Genomic DNA, 22,094 nt, shown 5'->3' with positions numbered 1-22,094 from the left:
CTTCATGCCTCCTCTGACGGTCGCTCCGCTAGCGGGATTGCTTGCGTGTGTGCCTATTGAAACACCGTTCGACGACATGACCCGTGTTCGTAACAGTCACACATGTTCTGTGCGACACGGCCAACGTGGTTCCGATCTATCGACCTACCCGCCCAGCCGGGGACCTCGAGCACACCGAAAACCTCAGTCTCCGGCACAGGTTTTTGCTCATCTCGTCCGCACAATCCGCGTGAGTCCGTGGGCTTTGGCGTAGCCTCACACCGCCAGAAACCGAGACCGGAGAATTTACACAAATTAACGCTGAGACCCCCATACTCGCCCCTGTCAAGGGCCGCAGACTCACCGATCCCAATCATGCGATCGGGACGTCAGGCGGTTTGGCTCACCTCATATGAACAGCGGGCTACGTCGACCTGCTGTCGCTGCAGGTCAGCGATTTGATCCGGCCTCACGCGTAGTCTCAGCTCATGCGAGGTTTCGGTTTCGGGGTGGTGTCAGTTCTCGCTGCGGCGTTAGCGTTCGGCGAGATCGTTCATTGGTGAATCGCCCCGGGTTTGCTGGAGGCTCGGTTAGTTGGTTCCGGCCTCTGCTGGGACCGGGTTCTCACGGTAGCTGGTGACCGTGTGGGCCGCCCAGTAGGCGGCCTCGTACTCGACCGGCGGGACGTGTCCGATCTCGCCGTGCAGACGGCGGTGGTTGAACCACTCGATGTACTCGGCGACCGCGATCTCGACGTCGCCGACACCGCCCCGCCCGCTCTTCGGGCGCATGATCGGGTTGCGGATACATTCCGCCTTGAATAACGAGTTGAACGCCTCGGCCATCGCGTTGTCATACGAATCACCCTTGGAGCCAACCGAAGTCACCGCTTCAGCTTCGGCGAGACGCTCGGTGTAACGAATCGCTCGATACTGCACTCCGCGGTCCGAGTGGTGAATCAGTCCGGCCACATCCTGGCCGGCACGATCACGCGCCCACAATCCCATGTCTAAGTGGCTTTCATCAATCGTTCGACGGTGCAGCGCGCCACGTCGATATCCTTTCTGCGTAGTTCGGCGTGGACCTTGCGGGCACCGTAGACGCCGAGATTGTCGGCGTGCACGGTGCGGATCTCGCCGAGCATCTCCCGGTCACGCACCGTGCGTGGCGCCTCGGTCTTCTGGGGGCTCAGGTGGGCTCGTACCGTGGACGGAGCGATCTGGGCGGCCGTGTCGCGTAGGGCCGCGCAGATCGGATCGACTCCGTGTTCGTCGCGAGAAGCGGCGACGAACTCCACGATCAGCGCTGTGGGCGGTCGATGAAAGTCGGCCCGGGGCGCGGTGAATGCCTTGCGGCATTCCCGTCTCCCCGGACCGCTTCCCGAACCCGGCGTGCACCTTTCAATGCACCGGGCTCTCCACGAGAGCCGTTGTCGCCTCGGCGTTCACCGTGTCGACAGGTTCTGGCCAGGGTGAAGGGATCACCGAACCGCGGTAGCGGTATCGGGTGGTGCCGATCTTCTCCAGATCGATCAGTTCCCGTTCCTCCCCAGCGGGCCACCATCCGCCGCCGCAATAGCGGCGGCGGAGTTGCGTCCAAGTCGTTTTCGGGTGTTTGCGGCGTAACCATCTCCACACCGTCTGCCACAGGTAGTGGCTGATGTACGAGAAGACCGCCGAGGACACCCCGGCCCGGAAATATCCCGCCCATCCCCGCACACTCGCGTTCACGCGGCGTAACAGGACATCGAGCGGTTGGCCGACCCCGATCTGTCTGCACAACGTCTTGATCTTCCGGCACGCGGCCACCACGGCCTTCTTGGACGGATAGACATACACGTAGTGCCGGTTGGTTCCTCGTTTGCGATGTCGCTGGATGCGCCACCCGAGGAAATCCAACCCGTCGTCGATGTGGGTGATCAGGGTTTTGTCCGGTGACAGACGCAGCCCCATCGTCGCCAGCACGGCGGCGATGTCCTCTCGGAACTGCTCGGCATCGGCCCTGGTGCCCCGAATCATCAGGCACCAGTCATCGGCGTAGCGGACGAGCTTGAAATTCGGCAGGCCGTGGCGCAGGCGTGCCGCCCGCTCGGCCTTGCCGGTATTCGGCCCGCCCGCGAGCCCGGCGATGTACTCGTCGAGCACCGACAAGGCGATATTCGCCAGCAGCGGTGAGAGAATCCCACCCTGCGGGGTACCGGCGGTGGTGTCTTCCAGCAACTTGTCCTCGGTGAGGATGCCCGCCTTCAGAAATGCCTTCACCACGGCCAGGACGCGTTTGTCGCCGACACGTCGACGCACCCGGCCCATCAGGGCCGTGTGGTCGATCTCGTCGAAACATGCCTTGATGTCTCCCTCAACAACCCACTCGTAACAGCGAGGTCGGGTCGCGAGGTAACGCACCTCGGCCACCGCGTCATGAGCCCGGCGCTTCGGACGGAACCCGTAAGAACACGGCAGAAAATCCGCTTCGAAGATCGGCTCCAACACCAGCTTCAACGATGCCTGGACCACCCGGTCAGCGATCGTGGGGATACCCAGTCGGCGCAACTTACCGCCACTCTTGGGGATCATCCGCTCACGGACCGGCACCGGCCGGAAACTGCGGTCCTTCAGACCAGACCGCAATCCGTCAAGGAACTCCTCAACGCCCTGCACCTGCGCGACGCTGGACGCGGTACGCCCATCCACCCCAGCAGTTGCGGCACCCTTGTTCCCGCTCACCCGATCCCACGCCACCAACAGAAACGCGCGATCGGCAACAACATTGAACAGATCGTCGAACCTGCGATGCGGGTCATCGCGTGCCCAACGATGCAGTTTGGTCTGGATCTTCAGTACCCGGCGTTCCGCCTGCACCAGCGCGGACTCCAGTTCGTCGGTATTCACCGTCGACCACTCCTCCTGACATTCCAGTACTGCCACTGCGTCTTTCGCTGGTCCCTTTCGCCCTGTAGCCGTCTCTCACGGCCGCCGAGACGGGCACGTCACCACCCGCGACTACTACGAGACCTCTGCCCCAACCTGCACCTGTCAGCCGGACACGGGCCTTCCACCACGACGAGCCGGATGCTCGCCACGACGGGCCACACACAGGTCGGTTCCCACGTTCACCAGGAAATCGATCGGTCAGGGAGGCACCCAGCTTTACCCCGGCAGCATCGCCACGGCTACGCCGCAGACCTTCACCGTGGCCTCCTCACCGCCCGAAATACACGGCCTCGGAGACGAAACCCTCGGAGATAGAGGATGTCGAGCACTGCAGACCGGCCCAGATCCGCCAGGTTGGAGCCGGCTTCGCGGTTACGGGGCGTCCATCACTGGTTCGCTCACGCTGTACCTTCTGACCTTGCTCGACGAGCCCGCACCGTCTGGCAGTACCAGCACGACTCGCCTTTGTCGGGGCCGCTTGCCACCCTTCCCGGCGCTCCCCGGATCAGGCTGCCCCCAGCTTCATCAGGCCGCTGCGACGACCCGAAAGAGACGGTCTCTCACCACCTCTCGATATACCCAGCGCCTCGTGGCGCACATCTCCGCGGCAAAAAAGCCGACGCCTGCTTCAAGATCGTGTTCGCCCGCCGCAGCTCGCGGTTCTCCCGCTCGAGCTGCGCGATCCGCTCGGAATCGCTGCTCGTGGTCCCCGGCCGCTGCCCGCCATCGATTTCGGCTTGCTTGACCCAGGTGCGTAGCGCCTCCGGGTGCACACCGAGTTGATCGCCGATCCGTTTGAACGCTCCCGGCCGTGTGGCCGGGTCCTTGCGGGCTTCCACCGCCATCCGCGTCGCTCGCTCCTTCAGCTCAATGCTGTACTTCCGAGGTGCTGCCATGCTCTCCATCCTTCACAGGTTCGAGAGCCTCCGACGAACCCGGGGCGGTTCATTGGCGTGGCAGCCACCGTGGGGTGTGTGAGCGGCGTGCAGGCGTCACTTCGGAAGCCGTAGTGGTCCTTGGCTATAAGAACGCAGGGGTGCGTGTCAATCGAGTGAATCAAAGCTAACCCCCGCTAGCTAGTGTGATCTTTCGCCCACCGAAAGCCCGCGGAGTGGTTAATCTCAAGAAGCTCTCGCCCAAGGAGGTCACCGTTGCGGGTAATCATCGGGATCATCGCAGTGCTGATCGTGCTCGGCTTTCTCGTTGCACACTGGCAGGTCGCCCTGCTCCTCGCCGTGGTTGCTCTGTCAGCGTTTGTCCTTCCCGGTGTGATCCGAACGATTCGCAAGAACCGCTACTTCGCGAGCGACGAGTTCCTAACGCACAGGCAGCGGCTCGCGGCGATCGTGGCCGAACACAACGAAATCGCCAGTTACGCGGCAGAAATTCGCAACCGAGGGTCATTCGAGCTCGGAAGGTCGGCGACGGGGAACCAATCACATCTCGCTTTGTTTCAAAACACAAGTAACCACAACTACCGGCGTGATCGAAACATCGCGAACTATCAGGCACCCAACGTGCACAACTGCTCACTACAAGTGGTGCGCAACGCCAGCGGCGACCCACTCAAGTATCTGATGAAGTACTTCGGCATCAAGGCCGACGAAACACATCTAGCCGACGTGGAGAGTCTCGGCGACGACATCGCCCGCCTCGAAGGTGCGGTCGCGAACCTGCACGAACGGGAAGCAGGGATCACCACATCGTTCAATCCTCCCGCGTTCATTCTCAAGCACTACGCCGACGAATTCATGGCCCAAGCCGGTGTGACCCTGTCACCGATCGAGGTGCCTTACCCCGTGTACACCTTCGAGTACGTCAGCGCAGGCGGCAACAGCTCACAACGAACCACAGTCACCCTCGATACCCCAACAATCGACGCGCTCATCGAGACGCTGTCCCAGAAGATTCGATTCCGAAAAAGTGCAGACGGCCAGCGGGCGCTCATGACCGCCCGACTGCGCGAATCAATCAAGGTCCGAGACAACTACGCCTGCCGACAATGCTCCATCTCAGGAGCCGCCGAACCCCACCTGCTGCTCGAAGTCGACCACATCGTTCCCGTATCACGTGGCGGTCTATCTACCATGGAGAACCTTCAGACGCTGTGCTGGAAGTGCAACCGTTCAAAGTCGAACAAGATGCCGGCCGCATAGACCCACCGATCGCCCACGTTCGTCCGGAAGCAGCGACGGCCGCCGCCTGCGGGAGAGCATTCGTTGCTATCCCGGAGCCACTGAGGTCGTCCTCATCAGTCGATTCGACTCGGCCCGACGAAGGAACAGCACTGCAAACACATCTGACCCAGTTACACACATACTTGACCCAGCCATAAATCGGGAAATTCCTGGTCAACCACATCTCTCGCTGGGTCATATTGGTGTCGCACTGGTTCATCTTCCCTGCAAATCAACAACCGAATGGCACACTCGTACCGAGCCGATGCCCAGGTGTCGACGTGGCTACATCGCATCGTCGTCAACGCATGTCTGGACAGGATACGGCGAGATAAGTTGCGCCCCACGGTTTCTCTTCCCGAGTTCGACGTCCCGGCGATGGCCAGTCGGGAGGACCGATACGCTGCAGTCGACTTGTCGATGAGCATCGGAGCAGCTCTGGACAAGCTGCCGGCAGAGCAACGCGCCGTGGTCATCGCCCTCGATGTCGAGGGTCTCAGTATCGCCGAGACCGCACAGCGCTTGGGTGTCGCAGAGGGAACTGTCAAGAGTCGCTCGTCGCGAGGGCGGCTTCGGCTGGCCAAACTGCTCGGACATCTACGGGATGGCTCGTGAATGACGGACGCAGAGAATCCGACGGGAACGGATCGGGGCCGGCCAACGTCCTATGTGGCAATGACGTCGTATATGGCAATGAGACAGCCCCGCCACGATGTCAGCCATCGGCGCACGGAGAGGAGGACCTTGCCACGATGAGCACTTCCTACCCGGAACCCGCTTCCTACCCGGAGCCTCCGTATTCCGACGAGCTCCTCGCCGACTTGCATGCCGGCGCGCTACCAGACGATGTCGCCGCCCACGTGCGCAGGCGGATCGTCGACGACCCCGCGGCGGCGCAGGTACTGGACGCGCTCGACCGCACCGGTGAGTCACTACGTGAGCTTCCACTAGATTCGACACCCGTTCCGCCAGAGGTTGATTCACGGATCGCAGCGACGCTCTGGGCTATCCGGGCCGAGTCACAGCAGTCAGCAGGACGCCAGCCCGATGAGCATGCTGGGTCCGAAACCGTCACCGATCTCACCGAGCACAGACGACGTTCGACGCCGCGCGCCCCGCGGACACGAACCGTTGCGTTCATCCTCGGCGCTGCAGCAGCCGTGGCGGTTGTCGTGGGAGTAGTGGCGGTGATCGCCACCGGACACAACGACGATCAGAGTGCCGGGGTGCAGGCGCAACCCTCGACCTCTGCCGAGACGACTCGCCTCGGCGATGCCGACCTCGACGGCGTCGAGAAGGCCGCAGCGCTGTCGGTGCTGGGAAGAACGACCCACGCACCGTTTGAGTCCGATGCAGCACTGCGACGCTGCACCGCGGCCAACGGCATACCGGCATCCACACCGGTGCTCGGCTCCGGAGAGGTCACCGTCGGAGGGTCCGACCGGGTGGTCATCCTGCTCGGAACCGGGCAGGCCGGACGATTCGACGCGCTCGTCGTCGAACCCAGCTGCGATACCGACAACCCCGCGACTGTCTCCAAGACCAGGCTCGGAGGCTGAGAATCACTGCACCACCAGCGGCGGGAACATCTGCCCTTAGGCTTGTGTTGAATGAGCCGACAACGCGCACCGGGGATCCGGCACGACAATGCGCGTCGCCACAAGCACGGAGGATGGATGAGCACCACAGACAGCGACCAGATCCACGACCTGATCATCATCGGGTCCGGGCCGGCCGGATACACCGCTGCCGTGTATGCGGCACGAGCCGAGCTCTCTCCCATCGTGTTCGAGGGCACCCAGTTCGGTGGTGCACTGATGACCACCACCGAGGTGGAGAACTATCCCGGGTTCCAAAGCGGCATCCAGGGGCCCGCCCTCATGGACGAGATGCGTGAGCAGGCCCTCCGCTTCGGTGCCGACCTCCGCATGGAAGACGTCGAGGCCGTTCGGCTGACCGGAACAGTCAAGGAGGTCGACGCCGGAGGCGAGACCTACCGCGCCAACGCTGTCATCCTGGCGATGGGCGCCGCGGCCCGATACCTGGAGATCACCGGTGAGCAGGAACTGCTCGGCAGGGGAGTCTCCGCATGTGCCACGTGCGACGGCTTCTTCTTCAAGGACCAAGACATCGCGGTCATCGGCGGCGGCGACTCGGCAATGGAAGAGGCAACATTCCTGACCAAGTTCGCGCGCAGCGTGAAGCTGATCCACCGACGCGATGAGTTCCGGGCGTCGAAGATCATGCTCGAACGTGCCCGTGCAAACGACAAGATCGAGTTCGTCACCAATGCTGCGGTCACGGGCGTGATCGGTAGCAACTCGGTCACAGGGCTCGAACTGACCGACACACGCTCCGGCGACAAGCGCACCATCGACGTCACCGGCATGTTCGTCGCGATCGGCCACGACCCACGCAGTCAGCTCGTTCGCGGACAGGTCGATCTCGACGACGACGGCTACGTCAAAGTACAGGGCCGAACCACCTACACATCGATCCCCGGCGTGTTCGCGGCGGGCGACCTCGTCGACCACACCTACCGGCAGGCCATCACCGCCGCAGGGAGCGGCTGTTCGGCGGCGATCGACGCAGAACGGTGGCTCGCCGAGCAAGGCGACATCGAGCCGATGCCCATCGAGGGCGACGTGGTCGCGACAGCGGCGCCGACCGCCTGACCTGCACATCTCGAGCTTTTTGACACTTGTCACCACGTCCAGAGGAGGACACATCATGGGAGCAAACACCGTGGCCGTCACCGACGCCACCTTCAAAGACCAGGTACTCGAGTCCAACGGACCCGTCCTCGTCGACTTCTGGGCAACCTGGTGCGGTCCGTGCCGCATGATCGCGCCGGTTCTCGAGGAGATCGCCCGAGACCACAGCGACAAGCTGACAGTCGCGAAGGTTGACGTCGACGAGAACCCTGGCGTTGCCCGCGACTACAAGATCATGTCGATTCCGACGATGATGCTGTTCGAGAACGGGAAACCGACCAAGACCATCGTCGGGGTCAAGGGCAAGGCCGCACTGATGCGCGATCTCGACTCCGTTTTGGGGACCAACGCCTGATCCGAATTCCAGCAGTGAGACCGCTCATGTGCTGTTGTGGTTCGGCTCCGACCACCGTCGAGCGCCTCACCAGGCGATCGACGGTGGTCTGTACCGTTGATTTGACATCCGCAACTCGCTGCTGCGTATCGTCTCCCGCGACCGGTAGCCTCGGTTTCGCGGCACAGAACGGCCCACCCGATCGCGTGGATGAGTTTTGTTCACATGCTGCGACCTGAGACAATTCACTTTGGTTCACTGTCGTCCTGTTCCCAACAGGTGACATGTCCAATTGAGGAGATGAGATGGCAACGTTCCGACTGGGAGATCGTGGGTCGGCAGTAGCCGAGATTCGATCGATCCTCTCCGGACAGGGCCTCCTCACCTCGACCCCCGGGCGCCATGCAGCACCCGACGAGGAAGCAGCACCAGCGTCCGCTCCGAACGGCGCAATCCTCCACAGCACCGAGGACGCGCTCTTCGACACCGATGTCGACCACGCAGTGCGCGCATTTCAACAGCAACGCGGTCTGATCGTCGACGGCATCGTCGGGCAGGCGACCTACCGCGCGCTGCGCGAGGCGTCGTATCAACTCGGTGCGCGGGTGCTCCTCTACCGGCTGTCTGCTCCGATGGTCGGCGACGACGTCGCCACCTTGCAGAGCCGACTCCAGAATCTCGGCTATTACACCGGACTCGTCGACGGTGTCTTCGGTGAGAGCACCCACAACGCTGTATGTCTGTACCAGAGCGAATACGGACTCTCGGCCGACGGCATCTGTGGTCCAGCGACGCTGCGCGCCCTTGATCGACTCGGTACTCGTGTGACCGGCGGATCTCCCTACGCAATCCGTCAAGAAGAACACGTACGACGCTCCGGCCCCCAGTTGTCGGGCAAACGCATCGTCATCGACCCGGGAACCGCTGGGCTGCACGCACTCTCGACTGGATCGGTCGCCGAGATCGAATCCCGCGTGCTGTGGGATCTTGCCGCACGACTCGAGGGGAGAATGGCCGCCGCCGGCATGGAGACGTTCTTATCCCATGACGGCCGAGGCCACGCATCCGACGACGAGCGCGCTCGGGTCGCCAATCTCGTCGATGCCGACATGATGATCTCGCTGCGCTGCGGACACCACGACACCCCTGCAGCCAATGGTGTGGCCTCGTTCTACTTCGGCAACAACCGCGGATCGTATTCGACGATCGGCCGCAACCTCGCCGACTTCATCCAGCGCGAAATCGTCGCGCGCACACCGCTGACCGACTGCCGCGTCCATGAACGCACCTGGGACATCCTGCGGCTCACCCGGATGCCGGTCGCTCTCATCGATGTCGGCTACATCACCAACCCTGACGACGCCAAGGTGCTCGACGACCCGCACTACCGCAATGTCATCACCGAGGCGATACTCGTCGCGGTGAAGCGACTTTACCTACTCGGCGAGAACGACCGGCCAACGGGAACCTACACGTTTGCCGAACTTCTTGCGGCGGAACGTATTTCCGGCTTCTGACTGTCAGGATCGCCCGCACCTTACGGTGCGGGCCAGCTTCTCGACGCCGCGGTGTAGCGGATCAGCCCGATGCGACGTCGCTGTGCGTACTTCGCAATGCTCTGTTCCGGCTCGCCGTCGGCACCGTGAGCCGCTCCCGTCCGACCAGGTCGATCGCGGCCATGACAACGAGCTTTTCCAAGGCGCTCTCCACCTCGAACTTCCAGCCGAGACCCTCGTCCAGCTCGAGACGGAAACGGGGAAACCGTGCGTGCGAAGCCACCACATCGAAGGCCGAATCCTTCAAAAGCTGCGCATCGATCATGCACTGCCCACAGAGGTCCTGACCCGGACCGTCGAGGATCTCGCGTGCTATCTCGACGACAGCGTCGTCCGACCACGTACTCAGGTCTCCGAAATCGGTTGTACGCGAGGTACTTCTGGCATCGACGAATGTCTCACCGCTCAGATCTGCTGCAGCAGAATGTTCCTCGGTGCTGGCCATCCCCGCTCCACCGTCGGGACCACCGTGACGGACGAGGCCGAACGCCTCAACGGCACGAACACCGCGGCGAACCAGATCAGACACGGCGGCGTCGATGAGTAGATCGGCTGCATCCTCAAAACCTGGCTCGGTACGCACCGACGTCAACAGCACTGCATCGGCACTCACCGGCGACGTCGGGAAACTTCGAGAGCGCGGTACCCGACCGGGCGGAGCATACAACGCGGCACCGACTACGACACCGGTCGATGAGTCGATCGCGATCTGGCCGCAGGTGCCCCACTCGAGAAGCACCGATGAAATCCAGGCTTCCTTGTCGAACTCGCTCTCGAAGTTCGTAAAGCGGGTTGCTCCGGCAAGCGGATCGTCGTCGGCAGGGGGAGTGTCGCCCCCACTCGATGTGCGCGGCGGCGCAATGGTGAATGACGGATCGACCTCCCAGAAGACACAGCGACGGGTATGTGGCGGCAGTGACTCGAAGGATTCGAGGTCGAGACCGGAAATCGTGAAGTTCATCGTGAAGTCTCGTTCCGGAGCGTGCACGAAGCGTCGTCGAACGTGAAAAATGATGCCCCGCAGAGTGTTTCGCGGTTCGTGCGGGTGGTGTACTGCTCGACTGTCACTGTGACGAAACTTTCGGATGCGGAGGGTCGCGAATTCTCGTGGTGCCGGCGGCCCTGAGTCAGGGTCCTCAAGGTCGCTCGGCAGTCGAGATCACGTCTTGGGGTCGATCAACCCCACAATACGTTCGAGGTCATCCACGGAGCCGAACTCGACGACAATCTTCCCCTTACGCTTCCCAAGGCTGACCGTCACGCGAGTGTCGAGTCCGTCCGACAGGCGCTCGGCGAGATCTTGCAGACCCGGCATCTGCATCTGCCGACGCTTTGGGGTAGGGGTGGGCGTCGACGCCCCGTCGCCGCGGTTTGCGAGAGTCACCGCCTCCTCTGTGGCCCGCACCGAGAGTCCCTCCGCGACAATGCGCGCCGCAAGTGCTTCCTGCTGATCGCTCCCGGTCTCCAGCGACAACAGGGCGCGAGCGTGTCCGGCCGACAGTACGCCCGCCGCAACTCGTCGCTGCACCGGGATAGGAAGCTTCAGCAACCGGATCATGTTCGTGATCACCGGTCGCGACCGTCCCAAACGGGCGGCGAGTTCCTCGTGGGTGACGTCGAACTCCTCGAGGAGCTGCTGATACGCAGCCGCCTCTTCCAGAGGATTGAGCTGTGCGCGATGAATGTTCTCCAGCAACGCATCGCGCAGCATGTCGCCGTCGGGAGTCTCGCGCACGATCGACGGAATCGCGTCGAGACCGGCTTCCTGGCTGGCTCGCCAGCGGCGTTCTCCCATGACGATCTGGTACTGAACACCGTCGGACGTCGGTTTGGCGAGCTTGCGCACGACGATCGGCTGCATGAGCCCGAACTCTTTGATGGAGTGGATGAGCTCGGCCATCGCCTCTTCATCGAAGACGCTGCGCGGCTGGTGGGGGTTGGGCTGGATGAGCGCGGGCGCGAGTTCTCGGTACACAGCGCCGACCTCATCGGCAGAACCGGCAGCTCCGGTCACAGGTGCGTCACCGGATGCGGGGGAGACCTCGCTCGGCGACTGATCAGCGGATCCCGATGCGGTGCCTGCGGGGGAAACGGGTGCACCGTTACCGCCGTTTCCCTTACCGATCACGACGTCGGCTGCGGCCGAACCCAGCCGGGGGGCCGTCGAATCGTTTTCTGTAGGCCCGGTCGGAATGAGAGCTGCAAGGCCCCGGCCGAGTCCTCCGCGTCGTTGGGCGTCTCGTTGACTCACTGCTGTCCTCTCGAGAGGTCCGTGGGGGAGGGGAATTCATCCTTGGCGCGCATGGCGAGTTCGCGTGCTGCGTCAAGGTAGCTCATTGCTCCACGTGAACCCGGGTCGTACTCGATGATCGTCATTCCGTATCCGGGTGCTTCGGAAACCTTGACGCTACGGGGGATCACCGTGCCGAGCACCTTGTCGCCGAAGTGGCGGCGCACTTCGTCGGCCACCTGATCGGCGAGTTTGGTTCGGCCGTCATACATGGTGAGCAGGATGGTCGAAACGTGGAGATGCGGATTCAGGTGGGCCTGTACTAGTTCGATATTCCGCAGGAGCTGGCCGACACCTTCCAGCGCGTAGTACTCGCACTGGATGGGGATCAACACCTCGCGTGCCGCCACCATCGCGTTCACCGTCAGTAGCCCGAGTGACGGCGGGCAGTCGATGAAGATGTAGTCGAAGCCGAACTCCGCGACCGATGCGTCGTTGAGGGCGTTGCGAAGCCGATTCTCACGAGCAACCAGTGACACCAGTTCGATTTCGGCGCCGGCCAGATCGAGGGTGGCGGGTACGCAGTAGAGGTGGTCGTGGCTCGGGCTCTGCTTGACGGCATCTTTGAGGCTCACCTCTCCGAGGAGCAGTTCATACACCGACGCGATGTCGGGTGCGCGATGGTCGATGCCGAGTGCCGTACTCGCGTTGCCTTGCGGGTCGAGATCGACCACCAGGACACGAAGCCCGTGCAGCGCGAGCCCGGAAGCGAGGTTCACCGCGGTCGTCGTCTTTCCGACGCCGCCCTTCTGATTCGCAACGGTCATGACGCGCGTCTGCGGGGGCCGAGGTAACTGGCCGGCACCGCCAGGAGTCAGGACTTGACTCGCTCGGGCTGCGGCGGCGGCGATGGGGGTGTCGTCAAACTGCTCGGACGTCGACGTGGCCGTCGGAATCGTTTCACGTGAAACATCCGGCTGTTGATCGGTCACGCTGTGGCTCCTCTGCGATATTTCGTAAGCATCGTCGGCGTCCAATGTGTTTCCGCCCCTCCATCGTGCGTCGCGCACGATCCCTCACCCACACCGATGTCCTGGTTCATTTTGCTCCCTCATGCCGCCGCAAACCAACTGCAGTAGTCAGCGACATGGACTTCGACGCCGGTCATCTCACTCGACGTCGTTGTGGAGCACCACGCTTGTCGCCGATCACGAGTGTCGTTGGTTGATCAACAACCGACACCCCCACAGATTGGACGCGAAGATCGACGATTCCGTTCCGCTCCGCCGCCTTCCGATCACGTTCTATCTCGTCTGGAGCAGACGAACCCTTGAGCGCAATCATCCGACCGCCGTCACGGATCAGGGGCGCAGACCACCGACTCAGCCTGTCCAGCGGGGCCAATGCTCTCGACGTGACGACGTCGGCGAGGGGCACCTCTGCACGCACCGCCTTCTCCTCCGCTCGGCCTCGCACCACGCGCACAGCCAGTCCCAGAGACTCGACGGTTCGCGAGAGGAACTCGCTCCGACGGAGCAGTGGCTCGATCAACGTGACCGTAAGGTCCGGACGCGCAATGGCCAACGGGATGCCTGGGAGTCCGGCACCGCTGCCGATATCGACCACGGACTCACCCGACTCAATCACTTCCTCGACGCACGCACAGTTGAGGATGTGCCGATCCCAGAGCCGCGGGACCTCCCGCGGGCCCATCAGGCCGTGATCGATTCCGTCGGTGGCAAGAATTGCGCAGTACTGCTGCGCAACCCCCAATCGATCGCCGAACACCGTCGCCGCTGAAGGGGGAGGGGAGGAGGCAACCATCGCACGCTCCATCCCATCGCCGACCATCTCTTGCGTACGCCTGTCGGTTTCCGCGCCTTCGGATCCGTCGTGTTTCACGTGAAACAGAACCCTTTCCTGTCGAGGTGACGGTCAGCGTGTTTCACGTGAAACACACCGAATAACACGCTTGTTATTCCTACAGGTGAAACGACAAAGTCCCGGCCGTAACCGGGACTTCGTGTAGTGAGCTCCTCCACAATCTAGCGGAGGGCTACTTGTTCAGTTCTTGATGACCACCACGCGCCGCTTCGGCTCGGCACCTTCACTCTCGCTGATCACCCCATCGACCGCGGCGACCGCGTCGTGCACGATCTTCCGCTCGAACGGGGTCATCGGATCGAGCTGCTCGCGCTCACCCGAATCACGCACGCGCTCAGCCACCTCGCGACCCAGACGCGCGAGACGCTCGCGCCGATCCGCACGCCAGCGAGCGACGTCGAGCATCAGCCGACTCCGCTCTCCAGTCGCCTGCTGCACCGCTAACCGGGTCAGTTCCTGGAGCGCATCGAGAACTTCGCCCTTACGCCCAACCAGCTTCGTCAGATCGTCGCCGCCGTCGATGCTGACGATCGCGCGATCCCCATCGACATCGAGATCAATGTCCCCGTCAAAGTCGAGCACGTCCAGCAACTGCTCGAGGTAGTCGCCCGCAATCTCGCCTTCTTCGACGAGGCGCTCTTCTTCGTCGTCCTCATCCTCTTCCTCGTCCTCAGCACTGTCCTCGTCGTCAGCACCTACAGCATCGTCGGATTCGACATCGTCCCCTGCGGGAGCGCTCGTCTCCTTGTCGACGTCGGCGGTCGTCTCGGTAGCCGTCTCTTCCGTACCGGCGTCGTCGCGTTCGGTTGCCTCGGCGTCTGCGTGTGTTGCAGTCTCAGCTGTCATATCAGTTGCACCTCGCTGTGTATTCATCGGTGATGTCTGTGTGGGAGGGGGAGGGGAGCGCGACTCGGTCGGCTCGTGCAGGGGGCTGTGCGCCGGCGGTCGACGCGACCGCCACCACGGCTACCCGAGCCTGCGGCCGATCATCGTCGGCCCTTCTTCCCGCCCCTCTTGTTCCGCGCGTTCGATCCCTGCTTCTTGGGACCCGAACCGGAGTTGCCCGAACTCTTGGATGACGCCGTACCCGAAGGTTTCGCACCGGGTTTCGGTTTGCTTCCGACGACGTGCTGCGTCGACGTACCGTCGTCGACCGCGTTGTCTGCCGTTGCGTCGACCGCCTCCGAACCCGCATCCTTCGTGGGCGACTCGGTGGTCTCGTTCGAATCCGACTTCTCGAGCGCAACAGTCTTCGCCTGACCTGAGCCCTTGTTCCGCTTCGGACGGTCAGGTCGTGCACCCGGCTTGGGCGCGTTGGCCTTGAGCTTCTCCTGCTTGGCCAGACGGGCCGCTTCTTCTTCCTTCGCGATACGGCCGAAGACGATGTGCTGCTGTCCGTACGTCCAGATGTTGTTACTCATCCAGTAGAGGAGGATGGCGACGGGGAAGAACGGGCCGGTGACAAGAATGCCGAGCGGGAAGACGTAAAGCGCCAGCATGTTCATCATGCGGGTCTGCGGATTCTCGAGCGCAGCCTCTGGCTGTCGGGCAACGGACGCACGCGAGTTCATGTGCGTCGCGATCGACGCGATGATCATCATCGGGATCACGACGATCGCGATGTTCGTTCGCGTGAAGTCGATCGCCTGGCCTTTTTCGACGAACGCCTGGAACTCGGTCGTCGGCTCGGTGATGTACGACGACAGCGGCACCCCGAAGAGCCGAGAGTCCAGGAAGTTGCGAACCTGCTCGGCGCTGAAGGCATAGTTGCCCGTACTGCGGGTCTGCTCTGCGGTCATGTGGAGCTGGCCCATGCCGGTCGCCATGCGGTTGAACGACCGCAGTACGTGGAACAGACCGATGAACACCGGGATCTGCAGCAGCATCGGAAGACAACCGAGCAGGGGATTGAACCCGTGTTCCTTCTGGAGCTTCTGCATCTCCTCGGTCATCTTGACCCGGTCTTTGGCGTACTTCTTCCGGATCGCCTGAAGCTGCGGATTGATCTCCTGCATCTTCTTCGTGGTGCGGATCTGCTTCACGAATGGCTTGTACAGAATTGCGCGCAAGGTGAAGACGAGGAAGATCACCGACAACGCCCACGCGATCCCGTTGCCGCCCGGCGTATTCGGCGTGATGTGGTCGAACACCCAGTGCCAGATCCACATGATCCAGGAGACCGGCCAATAGATGAAGTTCAGCACGGGACAGTTACCCCTCACTCTTCGCGGAGACACCCACGCTGTTCGTGGAGTCCTCCGTGATTACACGTCCGCGCACGGCCGGCCCGCCGACGGCGGACCTGTCATGCGTCGATGGAAACTCTTGGTCTTGCTCGCCGTCCGGCTTGTTCGGGTCCGTCCGCGGCATCCACGGCCAGCGGAACGATTCCTCGGGAACCGGGTCGTAGCCCGGCTTGTGCCATGGACCGCACTTCAGAAGTCGAATCAGCGACAGCGCGCCCCCGTAGACGAAACCGTGCCGGGACAACGCCTCGACCGCGTACCCCGAGCAGGTCGGCTCGAATCGACACGTCGGCAGCCTCAGCGGGGACACCCAGGTTCGATACAACTCGATGAGGAAGATGACCACTCGACGTGGCAGCAGATGACAGAAGCGGATCAGCGCCTGAACCGACGGGTTGGCTGACATCAGAATGTCCCGCCGCTGGAGCCACCGGACACGCCGGGCGCTCCTGACCCCAGTGCCCCTGAACCCAGTACCTCTGCGGCGACGCGCCTCACCTTGCCATTACGCAGCGCCTTACGGAGCTGTGCAGCAAGCTCGACGCTCGACGCCTCGGCCGCGCTCGGAAGTGCACGTACGACAATGGACGTTTCGGTCGTCGGGCAGTCACCACGCACCTCGTCGAATGCCGCTCGAATCCGGCGTGCCACTCGGTGTCGTATCACGGCGTTGCCCACAGACTTGCTGACGATCAGCCCCAGCCACGGGCCACCGGAGGAGGCAACCCCGACTCGACCTCCCGTGTCATCAGGCCACTGCGTTGGAAGAACCAGCACTGTGAGCAGAAGATCGCGCGACGATACCCGCACGCCCTTCTTGAGCGTGCGGGAAAAGTCGGATCGTGTGGAGATCCGGTGGATTGACGCCATCACCGACCCAATCGCCACCGGAGCGATCCGACGGCGAAAAACTTCGCCGCCGGCACTCGCGGTGTTGTGCAGATCAGGCCGAGAGCTTTGCGCGGCCCTTGCTGCGACGGGTGTTGATGATCGAACGACCCGCGCGGGTACGCATGCGCAACCGGAAACCATGCACGCGCGCACGACGACGGTTGTTCGGCTGGAAAGTCCGCTTGCCCTTGGCCACGGCTGGTACTCCTTGTGCTCGTACGTGGGAACGCCGACTATGCGCGCACCCACGATCTTCGTCAGTGGTCTGCTTATCAAGGCAGCGGTGCCGGACTCGTGCCGGTTGGGTGACCCTGTTCCCACCGAACGAACCGCACGCAGTCCGTTCATCGGATGACAGGGGTGCCACCACGCAAATCCGCATACCTGGATGACCAGTCGAGACTACTGGACCGGGTACCCCCAAATCAAACGAGCGGATCCTCTCCAACGCCGTGACCAGCGGTGACGCTCACCACGTCGTGCATAGTGCCTGGTGTTCGACGACCCGGATCACGCTCGTCACGTCGGCTTTGCGCTCTCCACGAGCAAATTCGACGCTTGCGTTGTCGGTCTCGGCGTCGTTCTGTTAGCGTCGTTTCCCAGTGACGGTGGCCGATCCGCCACTCACATCACCACGACGCGTATGCGGCGTCTCACCCATCCCGCCTTAGTTGTACACAACTGTGGATAAGTGTGTGGACAAGTCGGCTCCCGTTCCGGCATCGTGAGTCCCCGATGACTGATCCTGGTAATTTTCTCGGGGTGGGAAGGCCTGACCGTGACTTCTGATCGCGACTCGTTCGGCGAGGTCTGGCAACAGGTCGTCGCAGAACTCAACGACGATTCCGCCGGCGGCGACCACGAACCTCTCACCCGGCAACAAAAGGCATGGCTGTCGCTCGTGCAGCCTCTGACACTTGCCGAGGGCTTCGCCCTCCTCACCGTTCCGACGCCGCTCGTCCAGGAACAGATCGAGCGCACGCTCCGCGACACGATCCGCAGCGCGCTCTCCCGTCATCTCGGGCAGCCCGTCGACCTCGGTGTCCGCATCGCCACCCCGACGCCGATCACCGAGTCCGAGCCTGCCACCCAGGTCGGATCACCGACGTCGATGCCCTCGACCACAGGCGTCGGTACAGCAGAGTTCGGTGCTCCCGGGCACACAGTGGCGTCGGATACCGCACAGTTCGGTGCCGCGCGACGCCCGCTCAACCAACCCGGTGATCCCCTCGGCAGTGACTCGTTCGGCACACAGCTGTCGACCCCGGGCGGGAACGGAACGGGTCCCGACAGCGGTACCCGCGGCGGGCCGGCCAACTGGCCGTCGTATTTCGCCGAGCGACCGACCGCAGCCCCCACTCCCTCGGGGGCCAATCTGAACCCCAAGTACACCTTCGACACCTTCGTCATCGGAGCATCGAATCGCTTCGCCCACGCGTCGGCCGTCGCCGTGGCCGAGGCGCCCGCCCGTGCCTACAATCCGCTGTTCATCTGGGGCGAGTCCGGTCTGGGTAAGACACACCTCCTGCACGCCGCCGGGCACTACGCACAGCGCCTGTTCCCCGGTATGCGCGTCAAATACGTCTCGACCGAAGAGTTCACCAACGACTTCATCAATTCGCTGCGTGACGACCGTCGAGTCGCCTTCAAGCGCCGCTACCGCGATGTCGACGTGCTCCTCGTCGACGACATCCAGTTCCTGATCGGCAAGGAAGGTATCCAGGAAGAGTTCTTCCACACCTTCAACACGCTGCACAACGCGAGCAAACAGATCGTCGTCTCCTCTGACCGTCCGCCGAAACAGCTTGCAACACTTGAGGATCGGCTGCGCACCAGGTTCGAATGGGGCCTGATCACCGACGTTCAGCCGCCCGATCTCGAGACTCGCATCGCGATCCTGCGCAAAAAGGCCCAGATGGACAGCATCGCCGTCCCCGACGACGTCCTCGAACTGATCGCGTCGAAGATCGAGCGCAACATCCGTGAGCTCGAGGGCGCCCTCATCCGTGTCACGGCCTTCGCATCCCTGAACAACACCGACCTCGACAAATCCCTCGCTGAGGTGGTTCTCCAAGCGCTGCTGCCCAACTCGGGCACGCTCGAGGTGAGCGCGGCGTCGATTCTCGCGATCACCGCGGAGTACTTCGACATCTCGGTCGACGAGCTGCGCGGTCCCGGCAAGACCAGGGCCATCGCCCAGGCACGCCAGATCTCGATGTACCTCTGCCGCGAGCTCACCGACCTCTCACTGCCGAAGATCGGCGAAACCTTCGACCGTGACCACACCACGGTGATGTACGCCGAACGCAAGATCCGCAAAGAGATGGCCGAACGCCGCAAGGTCTACGACCACGTCCAGGAGCTCACCGCGCGCATCAAACAGCGCGCCGTCGGCTGACCTCCGCCCCGTGATCCTCCGCTGCCCGTGGGCCAGCGGAGGCCTTGTCGTTTCCCTCGACTCCTCATCCATCGCAGAGGACAAGTCTCAACCACAACACAAGGGTCGTCGACACGTCGTGCCGACCGGATTCCGGCCGTCGACAGCCGGCGAGCGCGCCGCCCTCTGGTCTCCGCAGCTCTGTGGACGGACTGTGAGTAACAGCCCCGCTGATGTGTACAGAACGTGGACGATCCTCGAACAGAATCCGACATGTGCACAACCGGTCCGACGCTCCCAGGATCCCTCCACGATCGATCCACAGCGCCCTCGACGCCCTGACATGGGATCCGACGCGTTATCCACAGATTTCACAGCGCCTACGACTGTTATGGATCCCTCTCTAAAGAGAACTTCTTCTAAGAAGGTGTTGTGCACACATCGTGCTGAACTCAGCGTCGACGGCTCGTCGAGATCGACAGCGCGACGATGACCGCGGCGTGGCGACTTGACCCCAACGACTCCCCGCCACGCGATCGCGCTCTAGAGTGGGAACTCCTGGCGAATACCGAGAGAAGGGCAACCACCGAGCATGAAGTTCCGTGTCGCGCGTGACGAGTTCGCCGATGCCGTCGCCTGGGTAGCGCGCAGTCTGCCGTCTCGTCCGCCCGTTCCCGTGCTCGGTTGTGTGGTTCTCCTCGCAGACGACAACGGGCTGACCGTCTCCGGCTTCGACTACGAGGTCTCCGCGCAGCAGCAGATCGCGGCCGAGGTCGCCGAACCCGGGCAGGTCCTGGTGTCCGGGCGACTGCTGGCCGACATCACCAAGGCGCTGCCGAACAAGCCGGTCGACGTCTCGCTCGACGGCTCCCGTGTCGCCATCACGTGTGGCAGCGCGAAGTTCTCGCTGCCGACGATGCCGGTCGAAGATTATCCCCAGCTCCCCGACGTCCCTGCGGTTACGGGCACCATCCCGGCGCAGGTGTTCGCCGAGGCCATCTCCCAGGTCGCTGTCGCTGCCGGCCGCGACGACACATTGCCGATGCTCACCGGCGTACGCGTGGAGATCGACGGCAAGACCGTTGTGCTTGCCGCCACCGACCGGTTCCGCCTTGCTGTTCGCGAATTGGAATGGGACCCAGCAGATCCCAGCGCTTCGGGTGCTGTCCTCGTTCCGGCGAAGACACTCTCCGACAGCGCACGCACCGCGAGTTCGGATTCCGGCGATGTGAAGCTCGCGTTCGGCAGCGGCACCTCGCTCGGCGGCGAGGGGATCCTCGGAATCGTCGGCGAGACCAAGCAGACGACGACACGTCTGCTCGACGCGGAGTTCCCCAAGTTCCGCCAGCTCCTGCCCGCCAGTCACACCGCGATCGCGACCATCGAGAGCGCTCCGCTCATCGAGGCGATCAAGCGCGTGGCGCTGGTGGCCGAGCGCGGTGCCCAGGTCCGGATGGAGTTCCGCGACGGATCCGTCCTGCTCACTGCCGGTGGCGACGAGGCAGGGCGCGCCGAGGAAGAACTACCTGTGCAGTTCTACGGTGAGCCGCTGACCATCGCCTTCAACCCGACGTACCTGCAGGACGGCTTGTCGGCGATCGGCGTGGCAACAGTCGACTTCGGATTCACGACGCCGAGCCGCCCCGCAGTGCTGCGTCCATCGACCGGAGATGAACCCGTCGCCGACGAGTCGGGAGCGTTTGTCGCGCCGGACAGCGTGTTCACCTACCTGTTGATGCCGGTTCGACTGCCCGGATAGACCACGAAACACCCGGCGGGCACTGATCTTTCACGCACACCAGCGAAGGGAAGCCATGCAGCTCGGATTGATCGGCCTCGGCAAGATGGGCGCCAACATGCGCACCCGTATCGAGCGCGGTGGCCACACGGTCGTCGGCTACGACCCTCGCCCCGAGGTGTCCGACGTCGCATCGATGGCCGACATGGTTTCTGCGCTCGAGGCACCGCGCGCTGTGTGGATCATGGTGCCCTCTGGTGAGCCCACCCAGCAGTGTGTTGCCCAGCTCGCCGAGTTGCTCGCGCCGGGCGACGTCGTCGTCGACGGTGGTAATTCGCGCTACACCGACGATGCTCCTCACGCGAAAATGCTGGGCGACAAGGGAATCGGCTATCTCGACTGCGGCGTCTCCGGCGGCGTCTGGGGTCTGGAGAATGGCTATGGACTGATGGTCGGCGGATCCGACGCCGACGTCGACCGGTTGATGCCGATTTTCGATGCGCTGCGCCCGGAGGGCGAACGTGCGGACGGATTCGTGCACGCCGGACCCGTCGGCGCCGGTCATTACGCGAAGATGGTGCACAACGGCATCGAGTACGGGCTCATGCACGCCTACGGGGAAGGTTATGCGCTGCTCACCGCAGAGCCGCTCATCGCCGACGTCGAGGGCACGATGCGTGCCTGGACCCACGGCACTGTCATCCGCTCGTGGTTGCTCGATCTCCTGGTCCGGGCTCTGCAGGAGGATCCGGGACTCACCGAGATCTCCGATTACACACCGGATTCCGGCGAAGGTCGGTGGACAGTGGAGGAGGCAATCCGCCACGCCGTCCCGGCCAACGTCATCTCCGCGGCTCTCTTCGCGCGTTTCGCGTCTCGCGAGAAGGACGGCTCGCCCGCTCTCAAAGCCGTCTCAGCACTGCGTAACCAGTTCGGTGGCCACGCCATGCACAACACCGCGGGCAAAAATGTCGGCGAGACCGGGACACCGACACCGAACTCACCGAAATCCGCCCCGCCCAACTGATTTCGACGATT

The 22,094-nt window shown here is 63.1% G+C and carries 18 protein-coding genes and 4 pseudogenes; 9 read left to right on the top strand and 13 right to left on the bottom strand.

Going from position 1 to position 22,094, the window contains the following annotated elements; all coding sequences use genetic code 11:
- Positions 1-569: 569 nt before the first annotated feature.
- From GOACH_RS24015 to GOACH_RS14600, 4 genes and pseudogenes are all read right to left on the bottom strand, one after another.
- Positions 570-941, bottom strand: a pseudogene (locus tag GOACH_RS24015) (integrase core domain-containing protein); the annotation flags it as partial.
- A 56-nt stretch (positions 942-997) separates the two neighbouring features.
- A pseudogene (locus GOACH_RS24715) lies at positions 998-1,123 on the bottom strand (IS3 family transposase); the annotation flags it as partial.
- A 256-nt stretch (positions 1,124-1,379) separates the two neighbouring features.
- Entirely contained in the window at positions 1,380-2,867 is a 1,488-nt protein-coding gene (gene ltrA, locus GOACH_RS14605) for a group II intron reverse transcriptase/maturase (protein WP_005176048.1), read from the bottom strand.
- Between the two features lie 653 nt (positions 2,868-3,520).
- Positions 3,521-3,754 (bottom strand): annotated as a pseudogene (locus GOACH_RS14600) (transposase); the annotation flags it as partial.
- Between the two features lie 339 nt (positions 3,755-4,093).
- On the opposite strand from GOACH_RS14600, the gene GOACH_RS14595 reads away from it, so the two are divergent.
- The 6 genes and pseudogenes from GOACH_RS14595 to GOACH_RS14570 all read left to right on the top strand — a co-directional run bounded on the left by GOACH_RS14595 (position 4,094) and on the right by GOACH_RS14570 (position 9,651).
- Entirely contained in the window at positions 4,094-5,065 is a 972-nt protein-coding gene (locus tag GOACH_RS14595) for an HNH endonuclease (RefSeq protein WP_373279097.1), read from the top strand.
- Positions 5,066-5,323: 258 nt separating this feature from the next.
- Positions 5,324-5,701: pseudogene (locus tag GOACH_RS14590) on the top strand (sigma-70 family RNA polymerase sigma factor); the annotation flags it as partial.
- Positions 5,702-5,838: 137 nt separating this feature from the next.
- Complete coding sequence (locus tag GOACH_RS14585; protein ID WP_005176038.1) at positions 5,839-6,645, top strand: anti-sigma factor family protein; 807 nt, start codon at positions 5,839-5,841, stop codon at positions 6,643-6,645.
- Between the two features lie 117 nt (positions 6,646-6,762).
- Positions 6,763-7,761: a thioredoxin-disulfide reductase gene (trxB, locus tag GOACH_RS14580; RefSeq protein ID WP_005176037.1), complete on the top strand. Its 999-nt coding sequence runs from the start codon at positions 6,763-6,765 to the stop codon at positions 7,759-7,761.
- 55 nt (positions 7,762-7,816) lie between these two features.
- Complete coding sequence (gene trxA / locus GOACH_RS14575) at positions 7,817-8,155, top strand: thioredoxin (RefSeq protein ID WP_005176036.1); 339 nt, start codon at positions 7,817-7,819, stop codon at positions 8,153-8,155.
- A gap of 284 nt (positions 8,156-8,439) precedes the next feature.
- Entirely contained in the window at positions 8,440-9,651 is a 1,212-nt protein-coding gene (locus GOACH_RS14570) for an N-acetylmuramoyl-L-alanine amidase (RefSeq protein WP_005176035.1), read from the top strand.
- A gap of 61 nt (positions 9,652-9,712) precedes the next feature.
- Here GOACH_RS14570 and GOACH_RS14565 read toward each other — a convergent pair whose 3' ends face one another.
- The 9 genes from GOACH_RS14565 to rpmH form a co-directional block, all read right to left on the bottom strand.
- A complete protein-coding gene (locus GOACH_RS14565) occupies positions 9,713-10,651 on the bottom strand; it encodes a hypothetical protein (protein ID WP_005176031.1) in 939 nt (312 codons plus the stop codon).
- A 198-nt stretch (positions 10,652-10,849) separates the two neighbouring features.
- Positions 10,850-11,941, bottom strand: a complete 1,092-nt coding sequence (locus GOACH_RS14560) for a ParB/RepB/Spo0J family partition protein (RefSeq protein ID WP_005176028.1) — start codon at positions 11,939-11,941, stop codon at positions 10,850-10,852.
- A complete protein-coding gene (locus GOACH_RS14555) occupies positions 11,938-12,912 on the bottom strand; it encodes a ParA family protein (protein WP_005176026.1) in 975 nt (324 codons plus the stop codon). Before GOACH_RS14555 ends, GOACH_RS14560 begins: the two co-directional genes overlap by 4 nt.
- A gap of 172 nt (positions 12,913-13,084) precedes the next feature.
- Positions 13,085-13,831, bottom strand: a complete 747-nt coding sequence (gene rsmG, locus GOACH_RS14550) for a 16S rRNA (guanine(527)-N(7))-methyltransferase RsmG (protein ID WP_373279096.1) — start codon at positions 13,829-13,831, stop codon at positions 13,085-13,087.
- Between the two features lie 153 nt (positions 13,832-13,984).
- On the bottom strand, positions 13,985-14,650 hold the full coding sequence (locus GOACH_RS14545) for a Jag family protein (RefSeq protein WP_005176020.1): 666 nt from the start codon (positions 14,648-14,650) through the stop codon (positions 13,985-13,987).
- A 140-nt stretch (positions 14,651-14,790) separates the two neighbouring features.
- Positions 14,791-16,008 carry a membrane protein insertase YidC gene (yidC, locus tag GOACH_RS14540; protein WP_005176017.1) on the bottom strand — a complete coding sequence of 406 codons (1,218 nt, stop codon included), beginning with the start codon at positions 16,006-16,008 and terminating at the stop codon, positions 14,791-14,793.
- A gap of 7 nt (positions 16,009-16,015) precedes the next feature.
- Complete coding sequence (gene yidD, locus GOACH_RS14535) at positions 16,016-16,456, bottom strand: membrane protein insertion efficiency factor YidD (RefSeq protein WP_005176015.1); 441 nt, start codon at positions 16,454-16,456, stop codon at positions 16,016-16,018.
- Positions 16,456-16,920 (bottom strand): ribonuclease P protein component, encoded by a 465-nt coding sequence (rnpA, locus tag GOACH_RS14530; protein ID WP_005176006.1) that lies wholly within the window; start codon positions 16,918-16,920, stop codon positions 16,456-16,458. Before rnpA ends, yidD begins: the two co-directional genes overlap by 1 nt.
- 73 nt (positions 16,921-16,993) lie before the next feature.
- Positions 16,994-17,137: a 50S ribosomal protein L34 gene (rpmH, locus tag GOACH_RS14525; RefSeq protein WP_005176005.1), complete on the bottom strand. Its 144-nt coding sequence runs from the start codon at positions 17,135-17,137 to the stop codon at positions 16,994-16,996.
- Positions 17,138-17,719: 582 nt separating this feature from the next.
- Here rpmH and dnaA point away from each other — a divergent pair.
- The 3 genes from dnaA to gnd all read left to right on the top strand — a co-directional run bounded on the left by dnaA (position 17,720) and on the right by gnd (position 22,083).
- Positions 17,720-19,339: a chromosomal replication initiator protein DnaA gene (dnaA, locus tag GOACH_RS14520; RefSeq protein WP_005176004.1), complete on the top strand. Its 1,620-nt coding sequence runs from the start codon at positions 17,720-17,722 to the stop codon at positions 19,337-19,339.
- Between the two features lie 571 nt (positions 19,340-19,910).
- Positions 19,911-21,077, top strand: coding sequence for a DNA polymerase III subunit beta (dnaN, locus tag GOACH_RS14515; RefSeq protein WP_005176002.1), 1,167 nt, complete (start codon positions 19,911-19,913; stop codon positions 21,075-21,077).
- A gap of 55 nt (positions 21,078-21,132) precedes the next feature.
- A complete protein-coding gene (gene gnd / locus GOACH_RS14510; RefSeq protein WP_005176000.1) occupies positions 21,133-22,083 on the top strand; it encodes a phosphogluconate dehydrogenase (NAD(+)-dependent, decarboxylating) in 951 nt (316 codons plus the stop codon).
- The last annotated feature ends 11 nt before the right edge of the window (positions 22,084-22,094 follow it).

The sequence above is a fragment of the Gordonia aichiensis NBRC 108223 genome (assembly GCF_000332975.1).
In the GTDB taxonomy this organism is placed as follows: domain Bacteria; phylum Actinomycetota; class Actinomycetes; order Mycobacteriales; family Mycobacteriaceae; genus Gordonia; species Gordonia aichiensis.
This window is presented reverse-complemented; position numbering and strand designations above follow the sequence as displayed.